Source organism: Curvibacter sp. AEP1-3 (assembly GCF_002163715.1).
Classification (GTDB): Bacteria; Pseudomonadota; Gammaproteobacteria; order Burkholderiales; family Burkholderiaceae_C; genus Allorhodoferax.
The window spans coordinates 3,655,850-3,674,199 of record NZ_CP015698.1 but is presented as its reverse complement, the minus strand read 5'-3'; the positions used below and the strand labels follow the sequence as shown (position 1 = coordinate 3,674,199).

20 protein-coding genes and 1 tRNA gene are annotated in these 18,350 nt (G+C 54.6%); 11 read left to right on the top strand and 10 right to left on the bottom strand.

Annotated features, from left to right (window positions below; genetic code table 11):
• Nucleotides 1–53: 53 nt before the first annotated feature.
• Together AEP_RS21170 and AEP_RS17285 are read right to left on the bottom strand one after the other, a co-directional pair.
• Nucleotides 54–683 (bottom strand): PEP-CTERM sorting domain-containing protein, encoded by a 630-nt coding sequence (locus tag AEP_RS21170; protein ID WP_087496539.1) that lies wholly within the window; start codon nucleotides 681–683, stop codon nucleotides 54–56.
• Nucleotides 684–700: 17 nt separating this feature from the next.
• Nucleotides 701–1,087 (bottom strand): pilus assembly FimT family protein, encoded by a 387-nt coding sequence (locus tag AEP_RS17285; RefSeq protein ID WP_087496538.1) that lies wholly within the window; start codon nucleotides 1,085–1,087, stop codon nucleotides 701–703.
• Nucleotides 1,088–1,246: 159 nt separating this feature from the next.
• On the opposite strand from AEP_RS17285, the gene rfbB reads away from it, so the two are divergent.
• The 10 genes from rfbB to AEP_RS17235 all read left to right on the top strand — a co-directional run bounded on the left by rfbB (nucleotide 1,247) and on the right by AEP_RS17235 (nucleotide 10,215).
• Complete coding sequence (gene rfbB, locus AEP_RS17280; protein ID WP_087496537.1) at nucleotides 1,247–2,323, top strand: dTDP-glucose 4,6-dehydratase; 1,077 nt, start codon at nucleotides 1,247–1,249, stop codon at nucleotides 2,321–2,323.
• Nucleotides 2,320–3,225 (top strand): dTDP-4-dehydrorhamnose reductase, encoded by a 906-nt coding sequence (gene rfbD, locus AEP_RS17275; RefSeq protein WP_087496536.1) that lies wholly within the window; start codon nucleotides 2,320–2,322, stop codon nucleotides 3,223–3,225. The genes rfbB and rfbD overlap by 4 nt, the downstream gene beginning before the upstream one ends.
• Before the next feature lie 2 nt (nucleotides 3,226–3,227).
• Nucleotides 3,228–4,127 carry a glucose-1-phosphate thymidylyltransferase RfbA gene (gene rfbA / locus AEP_RS17270; RefSeq protein WP_087496535.1) on the top strand — a complete coding sequence of 300 codons (900 nt, stop codon included), beginning with the start codon at nucleotides 3,228–3,230 and terminating at the stop codon, nucleotides 4,125–4,127.
• On the top strand, nucleotides 4,127–4,675 hold the full coding sequence (gene rfbC, locus AEP_RS17265; RefSeq protein ID WP_087496534.1) for a dTDP-4-dehydrorhamnose 3,5-epimerase: 549 nt from the start codon (nucleotides 4,127–4,129) through the stop codon (nucleotides 4,673–4,675). The genes rfbA and rfbC overlap by 1 nt, the downstream gene beginning before the upstream one ends.
• Before the next feature lie 106 nt (nucleotides 4,676–4,781).
• Nucleotides 4,782–6,515, top strand: coding sequence for a type IV-A pilus assembly ATPase PilB (pilB, locus tag AEP_RS17260; protein WP_087496533.1), 1,734 nt, complete (start codon nucleotides 4,782–4,784; stop codon nucleotides 6,513–6,515).
• 18 nt (nucleotides 6,516–6,533) lie between these two features.
• On the top strand, nucleotides 6,534–7,751 hold the full coding sequence (locus AEP_RS17255) for a type II secretion system F family protein (RefSeq protein ID WP_087496532.1): 1,218 nt from the start codon (nucleotides 6,534–6,536) through the stop codon (nucleotides 7,749–7,751).
• Nucleotides 7,751–8,596, top strand: coding sequence for a prepilin peptidase (locus AEP_RS17250; protein ID WP_087496531.1), 846 nt, complete (start codon nucleotides 7,751–7,753; stop codon nucleotides 8,594–8,596). The genes AEP_RS17255 and AEP_RS17250 overlap by 1 nt, the downstream gene beginning before the upstream one ends.
• 4 nt (nucleotides 8,597–8,600) lie before the next feature.
• Nucleotides 8,601–9,209, top strand: a complete 609-nt coding sequence (gene coaE / locus AEP_RS17245; RefSeq protein WP_087496530.1) for a dephospho-CoA kinase — start codon at nucleotides 8,601–8,603, stop codon at nucleotides 9,207–9,209.
• Nucleotides 9,210–9,231: 22 nt separating this feature from the next.
• Nucleotides 9,232–9,987 carry a cell division protein ZapD gene (gene zapD / locus AEP_RS17240; protein WP_087496529.1) on the top strand — a complete coding sequence of 252 codons (756 nt, stop codon included), beginning with the start codon at nucleotides 9,232–9,234 and terminating at the stop codon, nucleotides 9,985–9,987.
• A gap of 30 nt (nucleotides 9,988–10,017) precedes the next feature.
• Nucleotides 10,018–10,215, top strand: coding sequence for a DNA gyrase inhibitor YacG (locus AEP_RS17235; RefSeq protein ID WP_087496528.1), 198 nt, complete (start codon nucleotides 10,018–10,020; stop codon nucleotides 10,213–10,215).
• Between the two features lie 19 nt (nucleotides 10,216–10,234).
• Here AEP_RS17235 and AEP_RS17230 read toward each other — a convergent pair whose 3' ends face one another.
• The 5 genes from AEP_RS17230 to AEP_RS17210 form a co-directional block, all read right to left on the bottom strand.
• Nucleotides 10,235–10,720: an NUDIX domain-containing protein gene (locus tag AEP_RS17230; RefSeq protein WP_087496527.1), complete on the bottom strand. Its 486-nt coding sequence runs from the start codon at nucleotides 10,718–10,720 to the stop codon at nucleotides 10,235–10,237.
• Nucleotides 10,717–11,592, bottom strand: a complete 876-nt coding sequence (locus tag AEP_RS17225) for an ATP-binding protein (RefSeq protein ID WP_087496526.1) — start codon at nucleotides 11,590–11,592, stop codon at nucleotides 10,717–10,719. Before AEP_RS17225 ends, AEP_RS17230 begins: the two co-directional genes overlap by 4 nt.
• An 11-nt stretch (nucleotides 11,593–11,603) precedes the next feature.
• Nucleotides 11,604–12,830 carry a bifunctional glutamate N-acetyltransferase/amino-acid acetyltransferase ArgJ gene (argJ, locus tag AEP_RS17220; protein WP_087496525.1) on the bottom strand — a complete coding sequence of 409 codons (1,227 nt, stop codon included), beginning with the start codon at nucleotides 12,828–12,830 and terminating at the stop codon, nucleotides 11,604–11,606.
• Between the two features lie 10 nt (nucleotides 12,831–12,840).
• Nucleotides 12,841–15,594 (bottom strand): preprotein translocase subunit SecA, encoded by a 2,754-nt coding sequence (gene secA, locus AEP_RS17215; protein WP_087497403.1) that lies wholly within the window; start codon nucleotides 15,592–15,594, stop codon nucleotides 12,841–12,843.
• 142 nt (nucleotides 15,595–15,736) lie between these two features.
• Nucleotides 15,737–16,693: a M23 family metallopeptidase gene (locus tag AEP_RS17210; protein ID WP_087496524.1), complete on the bottom strand. Its 957-nt coding sequence runs from the start codon at nucleotides 16,691–16,693 to the stop codon at nucleotides 15,737–15,739.
• A 31-nt stretch (nucleotides 16,694–16,724) separates the two neighbouring features.
• Between AEP_RS17210 and AEP_RS17205 the strand changes: the two genes are divergently transcribed.
• Nucleotides 16,725–17,045 carry a hypothetical protein gene (locus tag AEP_RS17205; protein WP_087496523.1) on the top strand — a complete coding sequence of 107 codons (321 nt, stop codon included), beginning with the start codon at nucleotides 16,725–16,727 and terminating at the stop codon, nucleotides 17,043–17,045.
• Between the two features lie 12 nt (nucleotides 17,046–17,057).
• Here the strand turns inward: AEP_RS17205 and AEP_RS17200 are convergent.
• The 3 genes from AEP_RS17200 to AEP_RS17190 all read right to left on the bottom strand — a co-directional run bounded on the left by AEP_RS17200 (nucleotide 17,058) and on the right by AEP_RS17190 (nucleotide 18,298).
• Nucleotides 17,058–17,133 (bottom strand) — tRNA-Thr (locus AEP_RS17200).
• A 47-nt stretch (nucleotides 17,134–17,180) separates the two neighbouring features.
• Entirely contained in the window at nucleotides 17,181–17,669 is a 489-nt protein-coding gene (locus AEP_RS17195; protein ID WP_232460030.1) for a ClpXP protease specificity-enhancing factor, read from the bottom strand.
• A 17-nt stretch (nucleotides 17,670–17,686) separates the two neighbouring features.
• Nucleotides 17,687–18,298 carry a glutathione S-transferase N-terminal domain-containing protein gene (locus AEP_RS17190; protein WP_087496521.1) on the bottom strand — a complete coding sequence of 204 codons (612 nt, stop codon included), beginning with the start codon at nucleotides 18,296–18,298 and terminating at the stop codon, nucleotides 17,687–17,689.
• Nucleotides 18,299–18,350 lie beyond the last annotated feature (52 nt).

The following is an 18,350-nucleotide window of genomic DNA, read 5'->3' as shown; positions in this document are numbered from 1 at the left end:
CTGCAAGTGCAGTCCTTTTTTTATGTCTTTCAACTTGGCCTTGAGGTTTCAAATCAAATGGCTTTCCGCCGGCGGCCCACTGCCGCAATGAGCCCCAAACCTGCCAAAAGGAGAGCATAGGTCTCAGGCTCGGGGACAGGGGTAATAGTGAGGGACACGTTATCTACGCCCACATACCGGGCCGCATTGACCCCGATACCGCTGAAAGATACAGACTTGAGACCGGTAAACCCACTGAAGCTAGTACTGCCGTACTGGGTAAAGGCACCGGGGCTCAAACGAAAGTCTTCCTGGCCGCCCACGATCGTCCCGTCGATACGGGTGCCAGTGATGCGGATGGAAAAGTTATCGGCGGCTTGCCCGCCTCCATCGCCCAACAGGCCTGCAAGGGACAAGCCAGTCAGCGAGAAAACGGAATTCAGACTGGGCAACAAGGAGAGCGTCTCTTTTTCAGTGCCCAAACCGTAGTATGCAAGCAGCTTTCCGCTGCCGGCGGCGGGTATGAAACTACTTGTATTGACCACAAAATGGGTATCGGAACTGTGCTGCAAGACAACACCATAGTTGCCGGCGTCGGCAGTGCTGCTCATGTCGTCAAAGGTTAGCGTCAAGGCCTGCGCGCTGAATGAGCAACCCAGCGCGAGCAACGCGGTGCAAACGGTCTGTTTAATTGCGTTTTTCATTTTTTTGTCTCCCTTTTTCAAAGTATTCCTGTCAGTGTCGCGCTGGCAGACGAACTGTTCGGCCCATTAAGGGTGCACACGACGTCAGTCCCTGCCGGTACAGGGAGAGGGAGACTCCCGCCTAAGGTGTAGCCAGCTGGTAGCCCACCTTCAATAAGGCGGGCACCATGGGTGCAGTCGCTCACCACCTGGCCTTTGGCAGGGTTGACCCTGCGCACAGCCACGTTGATGACCGACCCACTGGTGATGGCTCCTGCCAAGGCCTGTGTAGCAGCGGCTTGTGCGTCACCACTTAGATCCACAAACTTGGGTATGGCCACTGCCGAAAGAATGCCCAAGATGACAATCACCATGACAAGCTCGATCAGCGTGAAGCCGGACTGACGGACTAAAGAAATGCGCATTCCCTAAACGTAACTAGTTGTAAACACATGATAAAGAATCGAGGCCCAGTTGGAAATAGTCTGGATGACTGATGCAAACAAACGAGCGGTCTTTCTAGGGTGTCAGTGAGCAAGCCCGCTGATAATCCAAGGCTTATCCAAGTGGACTTACAACGCACCATGACAATTTTGGTAACCGGCGGCGCCGGCTTCATCGGCAGTAATTTTGTGCTGGACTGGCTGGCGGGTTCGTCAGAAACCGTAGTCAACTTGGACAAGCTGACCTATGCGGGCAACCTGCAAAACTTGGCTTCTCTGGCGGACAACCCGGCCCACGTATTCGTGCACGGCGACATAGGTGATGCTGAACTGATCAACCGCTTGTTGAAAGAACACCAGCCTCGGGCAGTGCTGAACTTTGCAGCCGAAAGCCACGTAGACCGTTCCATTCATGGTCCGGGTGAGTTCATCCAGACCAACATCGTGGGTACTTTCCATTTGCTGGAGAGTGTGCGGGCTTACTGGAGTGCTTTGCCTGCAGATGCCAAAGCGGCTTTCCGGTTTCTGCACGTCTCGACTGACGAGGTCTATGGCTCACTCGCCAAGACCGACCCCGCCTTTGCAGAAACCAATCGATACGAGCCCAACAGTCCCTATAGCGCCAGCAAGGCGGCCAGCGACCACTTGGTGCGCGCGTACCACCACACCTATGGCCTGCCGGTACTGACCACCAACTGCAGCAACAACTACGGGCCTTTCCACTTCCCCGAGAAACTGATCCCACTGATGATCGTCAACGCCCAGGCCGGCAAACCTCTGCCCGTGTACGGCGATGGCCAGCAGATCCGCGATTGGTTGTATGTGAAAGACCACTGCAGCGCCATTCGCCGTGTGCTGGAAGCCGGTGTCTTGGGCGAAACCTACAACGTAGGCGGCTGGAACGAAAAGCCCAACCTGGACATCGTGCACACCGTGTGTGCCCTGCTGGATGAGCTCAAGCCCCGCGCGGACGGCAAACCTTATAAAGAGCAGATCACTTATGTGACCGACCGGCCCGGCCACGACCGTCGCTACGCTATAGACGCCCGCAAGATTGAGCAGCAGCTGGGCTGGAAACCGGCCGAGACATTTGAGACCGGTATCCGCAAAACCGTGCAGTGGTACCTGGACAACCCGCAATGGGTGGACAACGTACTGAGCGGCGGCTACCGCGAATGGGTGAGCAAGCAATACGGCGACACCAAGGCTGCGGCATGAAGATCTTGCTGTTGGGCCGTGGCGGCCAGGTGGGCTGGGAGCTGCAACGCTCTTTGAGCGTGTTGGGCGAAGTGGTGGCGCTGGACTTTGATGCCAGCCAAAACCCGCAAGGCTTATGCGGGGACTTCACAGATATTGAAGGGCTGGAACGCACCGTCGAAGCGGTGCAACCGGATGTCATCGTGAACGCTGCCGCTAACACGGCAGTGGACAAGGCCGAGAGCGAGCCCGAGCTTGCAAGAACAATCAATGCTCTCGCGCCCGCTGCACTTGCGCGAGCAGCTATCAAAACAGGAGCATGGTTGATTCACTACAGCACAGACTATGTGTTTGATGGCAGTGGCAGCGCTCCTCGGAAAGAAACCGACGCGACCGGCCCCTTGAGCGTGTACGGCCAGACCAAACTAGAGGGTGAACAGGCGGTGGCTACCTGCCCTAAGCACCTGATCTTGCGCACCAGCTGGGTGTATGCCACCCGGGGCGGTAACTTCGTCAAAACCATGCTGCGCTTGGCCAGCGAGCGGGATGCATTGACTGTGATCAACGACCAATTCGGCGCACCCACCTCTGCCGAGCTATTGGCCGATGTCACTGCGCATGCTCTCCGCAGCCTGCAAGCAACACCGGAACTGGCGGGGCTATACCACTGCGTTGCTTCGGGCGAGACCACTTGGCATGGCTATGCGCAGTTTGTGCTGGCACAGGCTGCAATGCTGGGCCTACCACTCAAAGCCACCGCCGACAAAGTGGCCCCCACAGCCACCAGCAGCTACCCCACGCCGGCCAAGCGGCCGCTGAACTCGCGTCTGGACACGACCAAACTGCAGGCCGCATTCGGACTGAAGCTGCCCCATTGGCAGCATGGCGTGAAACGCATGTTGATCGAAATTGCAGGGAAATAAACATGACGACTACAAACACAAAAGCACGCAAAGGCATCATCCTGGCCGGCGGTTCAGGCACCCGCCTGTACCCGGCCACCCAGGCGGTCAGCAAGCAACTGCTGCCCATCTACGACAAGCCCATGATTTACTACCCCTTGAGCGTGCTGCTGCTGGCAGGCATCAAGGAAGTGCTCGTGATCAGCACCCCCCAGGACACCCCGCGCTTTGAGCAACTGCTGGGCAATGGAAGCCAGTGGGGCATTCACATTAAATACGCGGTGCAACCATCCCCGGATGGTTTGGCACAAGCCTTCTTGATCGGAGAGCGGTTTCTGGACGGCGCGCCCTGCGCGCTGGTGCTGGGCGACAACATCTTCTACGGCCACGACTTTGCAGGCTTGCTGCGAGGCGCCACAGCGCAAACCACAGGCGCCACTGTGTTTGCCTATGCCGTCAACGATCCCGAACGTTACGGCGTGGTGGAGTTTGACACTCAGGGCAAAGCGATTAGCCTCGAGGAGAAACCCAAAGCACCCAAGTCGCGCTACGCCGTAACCGGCCTGTACTTTTACGACGCGAATGTGGTGGAGATGGCCAAGCAGGTGAAACCCTCAGCCCGCGGCGAGCTTGAAATCACCGACCTGAACCGGATGTACTTGGAGCGCGGAGCTCTGGACGTACAAACTATGGGGCGCGGTTACGCATGGCTGGACACCGGTACCCATGAGTCCATGCTGGAGGCGAGTCAGTTCATTCACACCATCGAGAACCGCCAAGGTCTGAAAGTGGCCTGCCCGGAGGAGATCGCTTGGCGAAGCGGCTGGATTGATGATGCGCAATTGCAAAACCTGGCACAGCCCTTGGTCAAGACGGGCTACGGGCAGTACTTGTTTCGCTTGCTAAAAGAAAAGGTGTTCTGATGCAAGTGACCCGAACCGCCATTGCGGATGTACTGATCCTTGAACCCAAAGTGTTCGGAGATGAACGTGGTTTCTTTTTTGAGAGCTTCAACGAGCGGGTGTTCCGCGAAGCGACCGGGGTGACCCTGCCCTTTGTGCAGGACAATCACTCCAAATCCGGCTACGCTGTTTTGCGTGGTTTGCACTACCAGGTACAGCAGCCCCAAGGCAAGTTGGTGCGGGTGGCATCGGGTGAGGTGTTTGACGTAGCGGTGGATATCCGGCCTGAATCCCCTACCTACGGCAAGTGGGTGGGCGAAATCTTGTCTGCCACTAACAAGCGGCAGCTGTGGGTGCCGCCGGGCTTGGCGCACGGCTTCGTGGTACTGACGGAAACAGCAGAGTTCTTGTACAAAACTACAGATTACTATGCCCCGGAACATGAGCGCTGCATTGCATGGAACGACCGCACGCTGGCCATTGCTTGGCCTGAGTTGACCATTGCGCCCAAACTTTCAGCCAAAGACGCTACTGGCGCTGCATTTCCAGATGCGCTGAAAAAACCTTAATCGCAAGCCCGTGGTGTGAAAATCACCACGTTCTGCCTGTGAAAATTGGTAACTGCTTGATTCTGGAGCCCTGAAGGTACATGGCTTCGGCTATCCTAGAAGGCTTATGGCATCCGCAGACACCACGACCCGCGACCCCAGTACAGTCGCCCTGCCGGGCATCGGCCGGGCGCTGGTAGCCGCCGGCAAAATTCCCCAGAAGACGGCGGAAGACATCTACCGCAAAGCGGTCTCCGGGAAAAATAGTTTCATGGCCGAAATGGTGGGCTCAGGCGCGGTGTCGCCTGCTGATCTCGCCCAGACTTTGTCAAATGCTTTTGCCGCACCGCTTATTGACTTGGATGCGGTGGACATACAAAGGCTACCCAAGGGACTTTTGGACGCGAAAATTTGCACAGAATTCCGAGTGCTGGTTTTGAGCAAACGGGGCAACCGTCTGATCATTGCAACCGCGGACCCATCAGACCAACAGGCAGCGGAACGAATTAAGTTCTCGACCCAGATGGGATTCGACTGGGTCATCGCAGAGTACGACAAGCTATCCAAGATCGTAGAAGCCAATACGGTGACGGCCAGCGAGGCGATGGAGGAGATCATCGGGGGTGATTTTGAGTTCGATGAGTCAGCGGCTGAAGCTGCGACCGACACCACCCAAGCGGCGACGGCTGAGGTGGAAGACGCCCCTGTTGTCCGATTCCTGCACAAAATGCTCATGGATGCATTCAGCATGCGTGCCTCGGACTTGCACTTTGAGCCCTATGAGCACCAGTACCGCGTGCGCTTCCGGATCGACGGTGAGTTGCGCGAAATTGCCAGTCCACCGATAGCCATTAAGGACAAGCTGGCTTCCCGTATCAAGGTGATATCCCGCATGGACATCTCTGAAAAACGGGTGCCCCAGGACGGCCGGATGAAACTCAAAGTGGGTGCGGACCGGGTGATCGACTTCCGGGTTAGCACCCTACCCACCCTGTTCGGCGAAAAGATTGTGATTCGTATCCTTGACCCCAGCAGCGCCAAGCTGGGCATTGATGCTCTTGGGTATGAAATTGAAGAAAAAGAACGCTTGATCAAGGCGATCGGGCGTCCCTACGGCATGATTTTGGTGACCGGACCTACGGGCTCTGGCAAAACCGTGTCGTTGTACACCTGCCTGAATATGCTCAATCAGCCTGGTGTAAATATTGCGACGGCAGAAGACCCTTCGGAAATCAATTTACCAGGCGTCAATCAGGTCAACGTCAATGAGAAGGCGGGACTGACATTTGCGGCTGCACTGAAGTCCTTCCTGCGGCAGGATCCGGACATCATCATGGTGGGTGAAATCCGGGACTTGGAAACCGCTGATATTTCCATCAAGGCGGCGCAAACCGGTCACTTGGTGTTATCAACACTGCATACGAACGATGCACCGACAACGCTGACTCGCATGCGCAATATGGGGATACAGCCCTTCAACATCGCTTCCAGTGTCATCCTGATCACGGCACAGCGGTTGGCGCGTCGTTTGTGCCTGAACTGCAAGCAGGTGGCCGATGTGCCTGAAAAAGCGTTGCTCGATGCGGGTTTCAAGGCAGCTGAGCTGGACGGAACCTGGAAGCCCTACCGTGCGGTCGGATGCTCAACTTGCAACAACGGTTACAAGGGCCGCGTAGGCATTTATCAAGTGATGCCTATTAGTGAAGAAATCCAGCGAATTATTCTTCGGGATGGAAGTGCGATGGATATAGCAGCCCAGTCGGAGTTGGAGGGCGTGCGATCCCTGAGGCAGTCTGGCCTCCATAAAGTGAAACAAGGGCTGACTTCGTTGGAAGAAGTGCTTGCTGTGACCAACGAATAAAGATAACCCGGGGGAACTATGGCAACAGCAAAATCTGCGGAGACCAAAGACGCAGTATTTGAGTGGGAAGGCAAAGACCGGAATGGCAAGCAGGTACGGGGGGAGACTCGTGCCGTGGGTGAAAACCAGGTCAAATCCTTGCTACGCCGTCAAGGCGTTACACCCACCAAAATCAAGAAGCGCCGCATGCGCTCAGGTAAATCGATCAAAGCTAAGGATATGGCAATATTCACTCGTCAATTGGCGACGATGATGAAGGCTGGCGTTCCCCTGTTGCAAGCGTTCGATATCGTGGGTCGGGGTAATCCAAATCCAAGTGTTACCAAGTTACTGAGTGACATTCGCTCCGACGTAGAAACCGGAACTTCCTTGAGCTCAGCTTTCCGGAAGTACCCACTGTACTTTGACAACCTGTATTGCAATCTGGTGGAAGCTGGTGAATCTGCAGGTATTCTGGATCAGTTGTTGGACCGATTGGCCGTCTACATGGAGAAGACTGAAGCCATCAAATCCAAAATCAAATCGGCATTGATGTATCCGATTGCCGTGTTGGTGGTGGCTTTTGTTGTGGTGTCGGTGATCATGATCTTTGTGATTCCGTCGTTCAAACAAGTGTTCACCTCGTTTGGTGGCGAGTTACCCGCGCCCACACTATTTGTTATTGCGATGAGCGAGATCTTTATTGATTACTGGTGGCTCATCTTCGGTGGCATCGGGGGCGGCATTTACTTCTTCATGCAGGCATGGCGGCGTAACGAGAAGGTGCAAGCCTTTATGGACCGACTTATGCTGAAGTTGCCAGTATTTGGTGTGATGGTTGACAAAAGTTGCGTGGCCCGCTGGACAAGGACACTATCTACAATGTTCGCCGCCGGTGTGCCGCTAGTTGAAGCTTTAGATTCCGTAGGCGGTGCGTCAGGAAACATTGTTTACCAATATGCTACCCAAAAAATTCAACAGGAAGTTTCCACTGGTACGTCCCTCACTGCAGCGATGACCAATGCCAACCTGTTTCCTTCAATGGTCCTCCAAATGTGCGCTATCGGTGAGGAGTCCGGCTCAATCGATCACATGCTGGGCAAGGCTGCCGACTTTTTTGAAGCTGAAGTCGATGACATGGTCGCAGGTATTTCCAGCCTGATGGAACCCATCATCATCGTGGTTTTGGGTACAGTCATCGGCGGCATCGTGGTCTCCATGTACCTGCCTATTTTCAAACTGGGCCAAGTCGTTTGATGTGGTCCGGAGTGCATTGGCTGGACGCAAGCCTTATCGGCGTTTTGGGGCTTTTGATCGGCAGCTTTTTGAATGTAGTAATCCATCGTTTGCCAAAGATGATGGAACGACAGTGGGCTGCAGAGTGCGCGGAGCTTTCAGGAAAAGAGGCTCCACAGGTCGATAAATTCAATCTGATGGTTCCGCGGTCACGCTGCCCTCACTGTGGGCACGAGATTGCTTGGTACGAAAACGTCCCGGTCATCAGTTACATCGCACTGCGGGGCAGTTGTTCCAAATGTAAAAAACCGATCAGCGTCCGTTATCCGTTCGTAGAGACAGTGACAGGCGGGCTTTTTTTCTTTTGTGCGTGGCAGTGGGGAGCCAGCCCCGCGGGGATTGCATGGTGCGTTTTCAGCGCCTGCCTGGTGACCCTGGCATTGATAGATTGGGACACCACGCTGCTGCCTGATGACATTACCTTGCCTTTATTGTGGCTCGGTCTCGTGGTGGCAGCCTTACAGTGGACCCCGGTGGGGCTGAGCACCGCATTGTGGGGCGCTGTGGCGGGCTATCTCTCCCTTTGGTCCATCTATTGGTTGTTCAAGTTGGTAACTGGCAAAGAGGGCATGGGCTATGGAGATTTCAAGCTCTTTGCCGCCCTAGGCGCTTGGTTTGGGTGGCCAGTACTGATCCCCATGATTTTGATGGCCTCTGTCATTGGGGCCATAGTGGGTATCGCCATGAAGTTCACCTCCGGACTCCGAGAAGGTGGTTACATCCCTTTCGGGCCATTTCTCGCCGGCGCAGGATTTACCGCTTTGATATTGGGTCCGCAGACCCTACGCAGTTTGGTGAATCTATAAGCTCATGTCGAAGGGCATACGCGTCGGACTCACAGGAGGCATGGGCAGCGGAAAAAGTACCCTCGCTCGCTTTTTGACCCAACGCGGCGCTTACCTCATCGACGCGGATGCCATTTCGCGCAGTACCACCTCAACTGGAGGGGCTGCGATACCCGAATTGACTCAAGCTTTTGGCCCGCAGGTCATCGGTCACAATGGTGCCTTGGACAGGGTAAAAATGCGGGAATTGGCATTCCAGAACCCGAATGCACGAAAGCGCTTGGAAGCCATCGTTCACCCACTGGTCAAAGCATCGATTGAGCAGGAGGCACTGAGAGCAGATGCAAACTCGGCACCTTGCGTGGTGTACGACATCCCACTGCTCATGGAGTCCAGTCATTGGCGCCAAAGCCTCGACACGATTGTTGTAGTGGACTGCACCGAGAACACGCAAATTGATCGCGTGCGCCGGCGCAATGGACTATCTGAAACCGAGGTCCGCGCCGTATTGGCGGCTCAGGCAATGCGAACGAAGCGCCTCAAAGGTGCAGACTTTGTGATCTTCAACGATGGGATCACTTTAAGTCAACTTGAGACTCTGACGCAGCAAATAAGTGTGCAGTTCGGGCTATGATTCGGCGTCCGGAAAAAACAGCGTGATCCTCTACGAATACCCCTTCAACGAACGCATTCGCACCTATTTGCGTTTGGAGCATTTGTTTCTCCGTTTGGCTGAGTTGATGGGCCGCGCTTCGCCCCTAGATCACCATTACGCGCTAACCACCATTTTTGAAGTGATGGATGTGGGCGCGCGAGCGGATTTGAAGTCCGACGTCCTCAAAGACCTTGATAAACAAAAGCAAGCTCTGAACGGATATCGCGGCAATCCGGCCATTTCCGAGGCAGTTTTGGACAAAGTGATTGCCCAGTTGGATGGCTGCTTTAGTGCGCTGAATGCACTCACGGGGAAAGCCGGTCAATCGCTGACCGAAAATGATTGGTTAATGAGTATCCGAAGCCGGGTAGGTATACCCGGAGGCACCTGCGAATTTGATTTGCCAGCTTACTACTCTTGGCAACACCGGAGTGCGGAGTCGCGTCAGCAGGATCTCCAGCGCTGGGCAGCCACCTTGGCTCCGTTGGCTGAATCCATTCACCTTCTGCTCAAGATGCTAAGAGATTCCGGTGCACCCCAGAAAGTGATGGCGGTGGGCGGACAGTTTCAGCAGAATTTGCCACAGGGCCGTACGTTTCAGTTACTGCGTTTGGCACTCGATCCTGAACTGCAAGTCATTCCTGAAATCAGCGGCAACAGGCTGATGGTGTCTATTCGCCTGATGCGACACGACGCGGATGACCGCTTGCACGCATGCGGCCAAGACACTGCCTTCGAGCTCACACTGTGCTCTTAAGGGCAGAGCTTGCTTCAACCAAAAAAGAAGATGGCCGCGACTGAAAAAATCGTCCGGTGCCCCCGATGTGGCGGAGACAGTGTTTTTGCTCCATCCAACCGATACCGCCCCTTTTGCAGCGACCGCTGCAAAAATCTTGATCTGGGCGCTTGGGCTAGTGAGGCATTTCGCGTACCTACGGAAGCCCCCCCGGAAGACGTAGCTTTCGGCGATCCAAAAATGCAATAAATCAGGCCGTAGCGCCTGATTAATCCGCGCCGGCAGCTACAAAAATAGTAGCACCAACAAAGTCACGCTCCTGTGCAAACCAGTCCAATACGGGGATCGTTCCCGGCAACACTGGATCGACCTGCACGGGTAATTGTTGCCAGGAATAGGCCTGCCCCTCACGCATTTCGAGCTCGCCGCTCCATTCGAGCACTTTGCAAAAGTGAAGTCGCACCAAGGCATGTGGATAGTCCACCAGCTCCACGCGCCAGGGAGTTGCACTTGCAATCGTGACCCCTATCTCCTCTTGAAGCTCCCGACGCAAGGCCTGCTCAATCGACTCGCCCGACTCAACTTTGCCACCCGGGAACTCCCAATAACCTGCATAGGCCTTACCCTCGGGGCGCGAAGTCAAAAGGAAAGCCCCATCGGGCAGCATGAGAACGCCCACTGCCACCTCCACCACCTTGCGATTGACCCCGCCTTCACGCGCCAAAAGCGGGTCAGCCACCAAAGGTTGACTCATGGCAAGGCGGCTCTGCCCGCAAAGTCGCGGGCAAACTGGTAGGCAACGCGGCCACTGCGAGCACCTCGCTCCAAGGCCCACAGCAATGCTTCAGACCTCGCAACGGCAATTTGTTCCGTACCGAAACCCAGGCTTCCCAGCCATAGGTCGACGATAGACAAATACTCGTCCTGGCTGAAAGGGTAGAAGCTGACCCACAAACCGAATCGCTCAGAAAGGGAAATTTTCTCTTCGACACTTTCACCGGGGTGCACTTCACCGTCCTCGGTGTGCTTATAGGTCTGGTTTTCAGACATATATTCAGGTAACAAGTGGCGACGATTACTGGTCGCGTAGATAAGCACATTGGGAGTGGAGGCTGCCACCGATCCATCGAGCACGGACTTCAAAGCCTTATAGCCAGGTTCGCCGTCGTCAAAGCTGAGGTCATCGCAAAAAACGATGAACTTTTCAGGGCGCGAAGCGATGAGCTCAATGATGTCCTGCAAGTCGATCAAATCCGCTTTGTCGACTTCAATCAGTCGCAAGCCTTTTGGTGCAAACGTATGCAAGCAAGCACGTATCAACGAGGATTTTCCGGTCCCACGTGCACCAGTGAGCAACACATTATTCGCCGTGCCACCGCCGACAAATTGAGCGGTGTTGCGATAAATTTTTTCCTTCTGATCGTCAATTTCACGAAGCGACTCGAGACTCATGGCGCCCACGTGAGCCACCGGGCTGATGATGCCTTGGCCAGAAGTGCGGCGACGGTATCGAAACGCGATAGAAGCAGTCCAGTCCGGCGCTGTCAATGTGTGGGGTAAAGAAGCCTCTACACGCTCCATAAAGAGCTCAGCACGTGCAAAAAACCGCTCCAAGGCATCGGTCATGGCGCTCCCCGTCAAGACCGGTAATCCGCGTTGATCGTGACGTAATCGTGGCTCAAATCACAGGTCCAAACGGTCTGGGCGGCATCGCCCCGGCCCAATCCGACACGCACGGTAATTTCGCTCTGCTTCATGACACGCTGACCATCTTCTTCGCGATACGCCGGGTTCCGCCCCCCACGGGTCACGACATGAACTTCATCCAGAAAGAGCTCGATCAGACCCTGATCCAGATCCTCGATTCCGGCATAGCCCACTGCCGCAAGGATGCGACCTAGGTTCGGGTCACTGGCAAAGAACGCGGTCTTCACCAAAGGAGAATGCGCTATCGCATACGCGGCCAATCGGCATTCGGCCTCTGTTCGTCCGCCCTCGACTTGTACGGAAATAAACTTGGTGGCGCCCTCACCGTCTCGCACAATCGCTTGTGCCAACTTGCGGGCCACCTCCAGGAGCGCCGTTTTCAGCGCGCTGGCGGCGGGCGTATTCAAATCAGTGACGGGAGTGTTCCCTGCCTTGTTGGTCGCGATGACGAGCAAAGAGTCATTGGTCGATGTATCGCCATCAACCGTGACGCGATTGAATGACCCTTCCGCCAGTTCCCGTGCCAATGCATTCATCACCGACTGATCAATACAGGCATCGGTGGCTATGAAGCCCAACATAGTGGCCATATTGGGACGGATCATTCCCGCACCCTTGCTGATGCCAGTTACCGAAACCTGATGGCCATCCACTTCCGCAGTAGCACTGAACGCTTTGGGCTGGGTATCCGTGGTCATGATGCCTTCGGCGGCCTTCAACCAGTGATCAGCCTGAACGTCGGCAATGGCGGCATCCATCCCCGCCACAATGCGGTCTACCGGAAGCTGCTCCATGATCACACCGGTCGAAAACGGTAACACCTGTTCCGCTTGAGTGCCGAGTTTGGCTGCCAGGGCCACACAGCTTTGCTTTGCGCGCGCCAATCCATCTGCACCGGTACCTGCATTGGCGTTTCCGGTATTGATCAAGACAGCACGTGAAGCAGACAAGCCAAGATGCTCACGACAGACTTGGACTGGCGCTGCGCAAAAGCGATTGGTGGTAAACACACCGCCCACGCTGCAGCCTTCATCCAACAGCATCACCGTCAGGTCCTTTCTGCCTGCTTTGCGGACACCGGCCTCAGTCACACCGATGCGGACACCGGGGATTGCCAAAAGGTCAGCGGCAACAGGCAATGGAAGATTTACTGGCATGACATGAGCCTCAGATAAGTTTGCCGTGGCACTGCTTGTACTTCTTACCGCTGCCGCATGGGCAAGGATCGTTACGTCCGACCCGCGGCACATCTGATGCAGACGCCTGAACGGTGCTGGGGTCAACAGTAGTCTCTACCTCACCACTTTCAGTTGGTGCGGTGTACGTCACATTCGAAATGCTTTCGCCACGTGTCTCAATGGCATCGGCAGCCTGCTCCAACTGTTCGCTGGATTGAATTTTGACCGTCATCAAGATCTTGGTGACGTCGTTCTTCACAGAGTCCAACAACTGCCCGAACAACTCGAAAGCCTCGCGCTTGTATTCCTGCTTAGGCTGCTTTTGGGCATAACCACGCAAGTGAATGCCTTGACGCAAGTAATCCAAAGCACTCAGGTGATCACGCCAATGGGTATCAATGCTTTGCAACAACACCATGCGTTCGAACTGGGTGAAGTTGTCTTTTCCGACCAACTCAACTTTTGCATCAAACGCGGCATTTGCAGCCGTGGTGACAGATGCAACAATTTCTTCATCCGTGATGGAGCTGGCGTCCGTGACTTGCTTTTGCAGATCCAACTCCAACTGCCAATCATCGACCAAAGCCTTCTGCAGTGCAGGAACGTCCCACTGTTCCTCGACCGACTCGACCGGCACGTATTGACGGACGATGTCTTCAAATGCGCCCTCACGCAGTCCCGCTATTTGAGCAGTAAGGTCCTGCGCATCCAGAATGGCGTTGCGCTGCTGATAAATGACTTTGCGCTGGTCATTGGATACATCGTCGTACTCCAGCAATTGTTTGCGCATGTCAAAGTTGCGCGCCTCAACCTTGCGCTGGGCGCTTTCAATGCTGCGCGTCACGATACCAGCCTCAATGGCTTCGCCCTCCGGCATCTTCAATCGGTCCATGATGGACTTGACGCGATCGCCCGCAAATATACGCATCAGTGAGTCGTCAAGACTCAGATAAAAACGCGAAGAGCCCGGATCTCCCTGACGCCCGGAGCGGCCACGCAGTTGGTTATCAATACGGCGGGACTCATGGCGCTCCGTCGCAATGATACGCAGACCGCCCAGTGCCTTGATGGCTTCATGATCCTTCTGCCATTGCGCGCGCAGTTCCGTAATCTTTGCTTGTTTCGCTGCTGCATCGAGAGATTCGTCAGCTTCCACCGCTTCTATGGCCTTGTCCATGTTGCCGCCCAACACAATGTCGGTGCCCCGACCTGCCATGTTGGTGGCAATCGTGATCATTTTGGCTCGGCCTGCCTGCGCAACGATATCGGCCTCACGAGCATGCTGCTTGGCGTTAAGCACCTGGTGTGGGAGCTTTTCTTTTTCCAACAACTGCGCAATGATTTCTGAGTTTTCGATGGACGTAGTTCCAACCAAGACGGGCTGGCCGCGCTCGTAACATTCCCGGATATCTTTGATTGCAGCTTCGTACTTTTCGCGGGTCGTTTTGTACACGCGGTCCAACTGGTCTTCACGACGGCTGATCCGGTTCGGTGGAATGACCACCGTTTCAAGCCCGTATATCTCTTGGAATTCATAGGCTTCGGTGTCAGCTGTACCTGTCATACCGGCCAGCTTGTTGTAAAGCCGGAAGTAATTCTGGAAAGTAATGGAAGCCAGTGTCTGGTTTTCTGCCTGGATCTGGACACCTTCTTTAGCCTCAACCGCTTGGTGCAAACCATCGCTCCAACGCCGGCCGGACATCAAACGCCCGGTGAACTCATCCACAATGACGATTTCACCGTTTTGCACTACGTAATGCTGGTCACGGTGATACAGGTGATTGGCTCGCAGTGCTGCATACAAGTGATGCATCAGCGTAATGTTCGCGGGGTCGTATAACGAAGACCCGGCTGGAATCAAGCCGAGCTCAGCAAAAATGACTTCCGCAGCCTCATGACCTTGCTCAGTCAAAAAGACCTGATGGCTCTTTTCGTCCAAAGTGAAGTCGCCAGGCTTGGTAATGCCTTGTCCCGTGATCGGGTCAGCTTCACCCTCTTGCTTCACCAACCGGGGGATCGCCTTGTTGATGGCAATGTACAGATCCGTGTGGTCTTCCGCTTGCCCGCTAATGATCAATGGCGTGCGCGCCTCATCAATCAGGATGGAGTCCACTTCATCAACGATCGCGAAGTTCAGCCCGCGTTGCACGCGATCACCCGCTTCATAGACCATGTTGTCGCGTAGGTAGTCGAAGCCGTATTCGTTATTGGTACCGTAGGTGATGTCTGACGCGTAGGCTTGCTGCTTCTCTTCGCGCGGGGCCTGCGGCAAATTGATACCCACCGACAGACCCAAGAAGTTGTACAGACGCCCCATCCAACGGGCATCGCGACTCGCGAGATAGTCGTTTACCGTAACAACGTGAACACCCTTGCCACTTAGTGCGTTCAGATAAACCGGCAATGTCGCTGTAAGCGTCTTGCCTTCTCCGGTACGCATTTCGGAAATTTTCCCGTAATGCAGCGCCATGCCGCCAAGCATCTGGACATCAAAGTGGCGCATTTTCATGATGCGCTTGGAGCCTTCGCGAACAACCGCAAAAGCTTCCGGAAGGATCGCATCCAGCGTCTCCCCTTTCGCTACGCGATCTTTGAACTCCTGAGTTTTCACTCTGAGTCCCTCATCGGTCAGTGTTTCAAACTGCGATTCAAGTGCATTGATACGGGCTACGACAGCACGATACTGCTTAAGCAAGCGGTCGTTGCGGCTGCCAAATATTTTGGTGAGGATGTTAATGGCCATCAATGCAAGCCTGAGTCGAAAGCCCACCATGGGCTTTGTAATCAGCGCAGTCCTTTTACTAATCGATTTGATTTGGTGGCGCGATTCCGGAAGTCAAGTCTCTGCCAGAGACACTCATTCCAATCGAGCTTAATCCACCATTTTAGCGTTGCGTTGCGACAGTCTTCGAACCGGCAACTTGCGATGCAGCGAGGCCTTTGCCGGCGCTCAGAAACTTTTGAGGATCCTGAGGCACGCCCTGAACCAGAACCTCAAAATGGAGATGAGGTCCAGTTGATCTGCCTGTATTGCCTACTTCAGCGATTCTTTGCCCACGCTTGATCAGATCACCCTTTTTGACCAGGATCTTGGACGCATGGGCATATCGCGTGATCAAGTTGTTGCCATGATCCACTTCCAGCATATTCCCGTATTGGGGGTGGAACTCTTGGGTAACCACCATTCCACCTGCGGCAGCATAGATCGGTGTTCCAGGGGTGGCCGGAAAATCCAAACCGGTATGCAACGCAGAGCGCCCCGTAATGGGATCGATGCGCCAACCGAATGTCGAACCCAAATTGGCATCGGGCACAGGAATTTGGGTGGGCACCATCATTTTCTTGATTTTTTGCTCGAACAGTCGGGACTCAATCACCGTCATAACATCGGTCCGCTGACTTGCCAGCCCATCGAGCGCTGTGAGCGTAGCGTCCAGCTCTTCGATCGTGAGATCGCGGCCACTGACAAGAGCACCACCTTGACCCGGCTTGATGGCAATATCGGCGGGGTTGATGCCTGCCAAGCCTGACACCCGCTCGCCTAGGGACTCTAACTGCAGCATTTTTGCCTGCATCTCGCCCAAGCGCTTGGCCAAGACCTCAATATTCTCCTTCACGTATCGATCCCGTTGTGCGAATTCATCTTTCACAACCAGTCGAACTAAGGAGCCAATAATCGGCCAGCCCTCACGTGCACCTTTCATGAACACCCAGTGATACAGTACCGCCGAAGTCAACATCAAACAGAGAGAGAGCAGCAATAGCGACAGCAGCAACTTGACGCCGCTCAGGTGAAAGGCTCGCGTTCTGGCCATCCACGCATCCGTGATAATCACTTGCATCCAACCGTTCCTTTGTTTTTAGATTGCTGTCATGATCAGAAACCATCGTTCCGTGACCGCACTGCAGGCCGCTCATGAATCGCCAACGCTGGCCCACTTGGCGGATTTGGCAAACGAATCATCGGCGCGACTGAAAAGTATCCAAGGCTTGATTCCCAAATCCTTGCTTGGCAGCATCAAGGCCGGGCCGATTGACGGAACGGTATGGTGCCTGATACTGGAAAACAATGCGGTTGCGGCCAAGTTGCGGCAACTCATGCCTGCATTACAAGCGCACCTGCGATCCAAAGGCTGGGAGGTTACCTCAATCCGCTTGAAGGTACAAATGTCGTCGTCATCGCTGGGGAGATAACGAGAGGAGGAATGGTGCCGGTTATCGGATTCGAACTGATGACCTACCGCTTACAAGGCGGTTGCTCTACCAACTGAGCTAAACCGGCACGGGCTGGATTCTACCTCAGCCAAAAGCAAGTTCTGGAAACTACGCTTATTTAATTCGCGTTAAAGCCGGTCGACCGACTGGCGAGGCCGGCTTAGGAGGCGTGGGTGTTCCATCATCCTCTGCTATACCTGCTTCTACGGAAGCTAGTACAGGTGGCGCAACACGCTCGCCCTCTGCATCGACTGGCTTCGACTGTGATTCTTGCCTCATCACAGAACTGACGGGAAAGGCCATACCTTGCCCATTTTCACGGGCATAAATGGCCAAAACCCGATTTACTGGAACCAGGATGTCCCTCGCAACGCCCCCAAACCGACCCTTGAACTCAATGTAATCATTCCCAAGCTTCAAGGCACTGGTTGCGTCAAAGCTGACATTGAGCACGATTTCACCATCTTTGACGAACTCCATGGGAACCCGCACCGTCTCATCGACTTGGACCGCGATAAATGGCGTAAAGCCGTTATCCGTGCACCACTCATAGAGTGCCCGAATGAGATAAGGCCGTGTCGAAGGGGTATCCATGGAGTCCATCATAAGAGCCAAAGCGCTTACTTGCGCATCACCTTTTCAGATGGAGTCAGTGCTTCAATGTACGCAGGGCGAGAGAAGATCCGCTCCGCATACTTCAACAAAGGAGCCGCATTCTTGCTCAGATCGATACCGTAGTAGTCAAGACGCCACAACAAGGGGGCGATAGCCACATCCAACATCGAGAAGTTCTCGCCAAGCATGTACTTGTTCTTCAAAAACACAGGCGCCAACTGGGTGAGGCGATCACGGATGTGCGCGCGCGCCTTTTCCAACGCCTTTTCATTGCCCTTGGAAGCGCGAGCCTCCAAGGTGTTGACGTGCACGAAAAGCTCTTTCTCAAAATTCAACAAGAACAGGCGTACACGGGCCCGGTCAACGGGGTCACCGGGCATCAACTGTGGATGGGGGAATCGCTCATCAATGTATTCATTGATGATGTTGGACTCATACAAGATCAAATCGCGTTCGACCAAAATGGGGACTTGCCCATAGGGATTCATCACACTGATGTCTTCAGGCTTGTTGTAAAGGTCCACATCACGGATCTCAAAGTCCATGCCCTTCTCAAACAAGACAAAACGGCAACGATGAGAAAAAGGGCAGGTTGTTCCTGAATACAGCACCATCATGGCGAGAGACTCCTAAAAAATGAAAAAGAGTGGGACGCGTCAGCGGACCCAC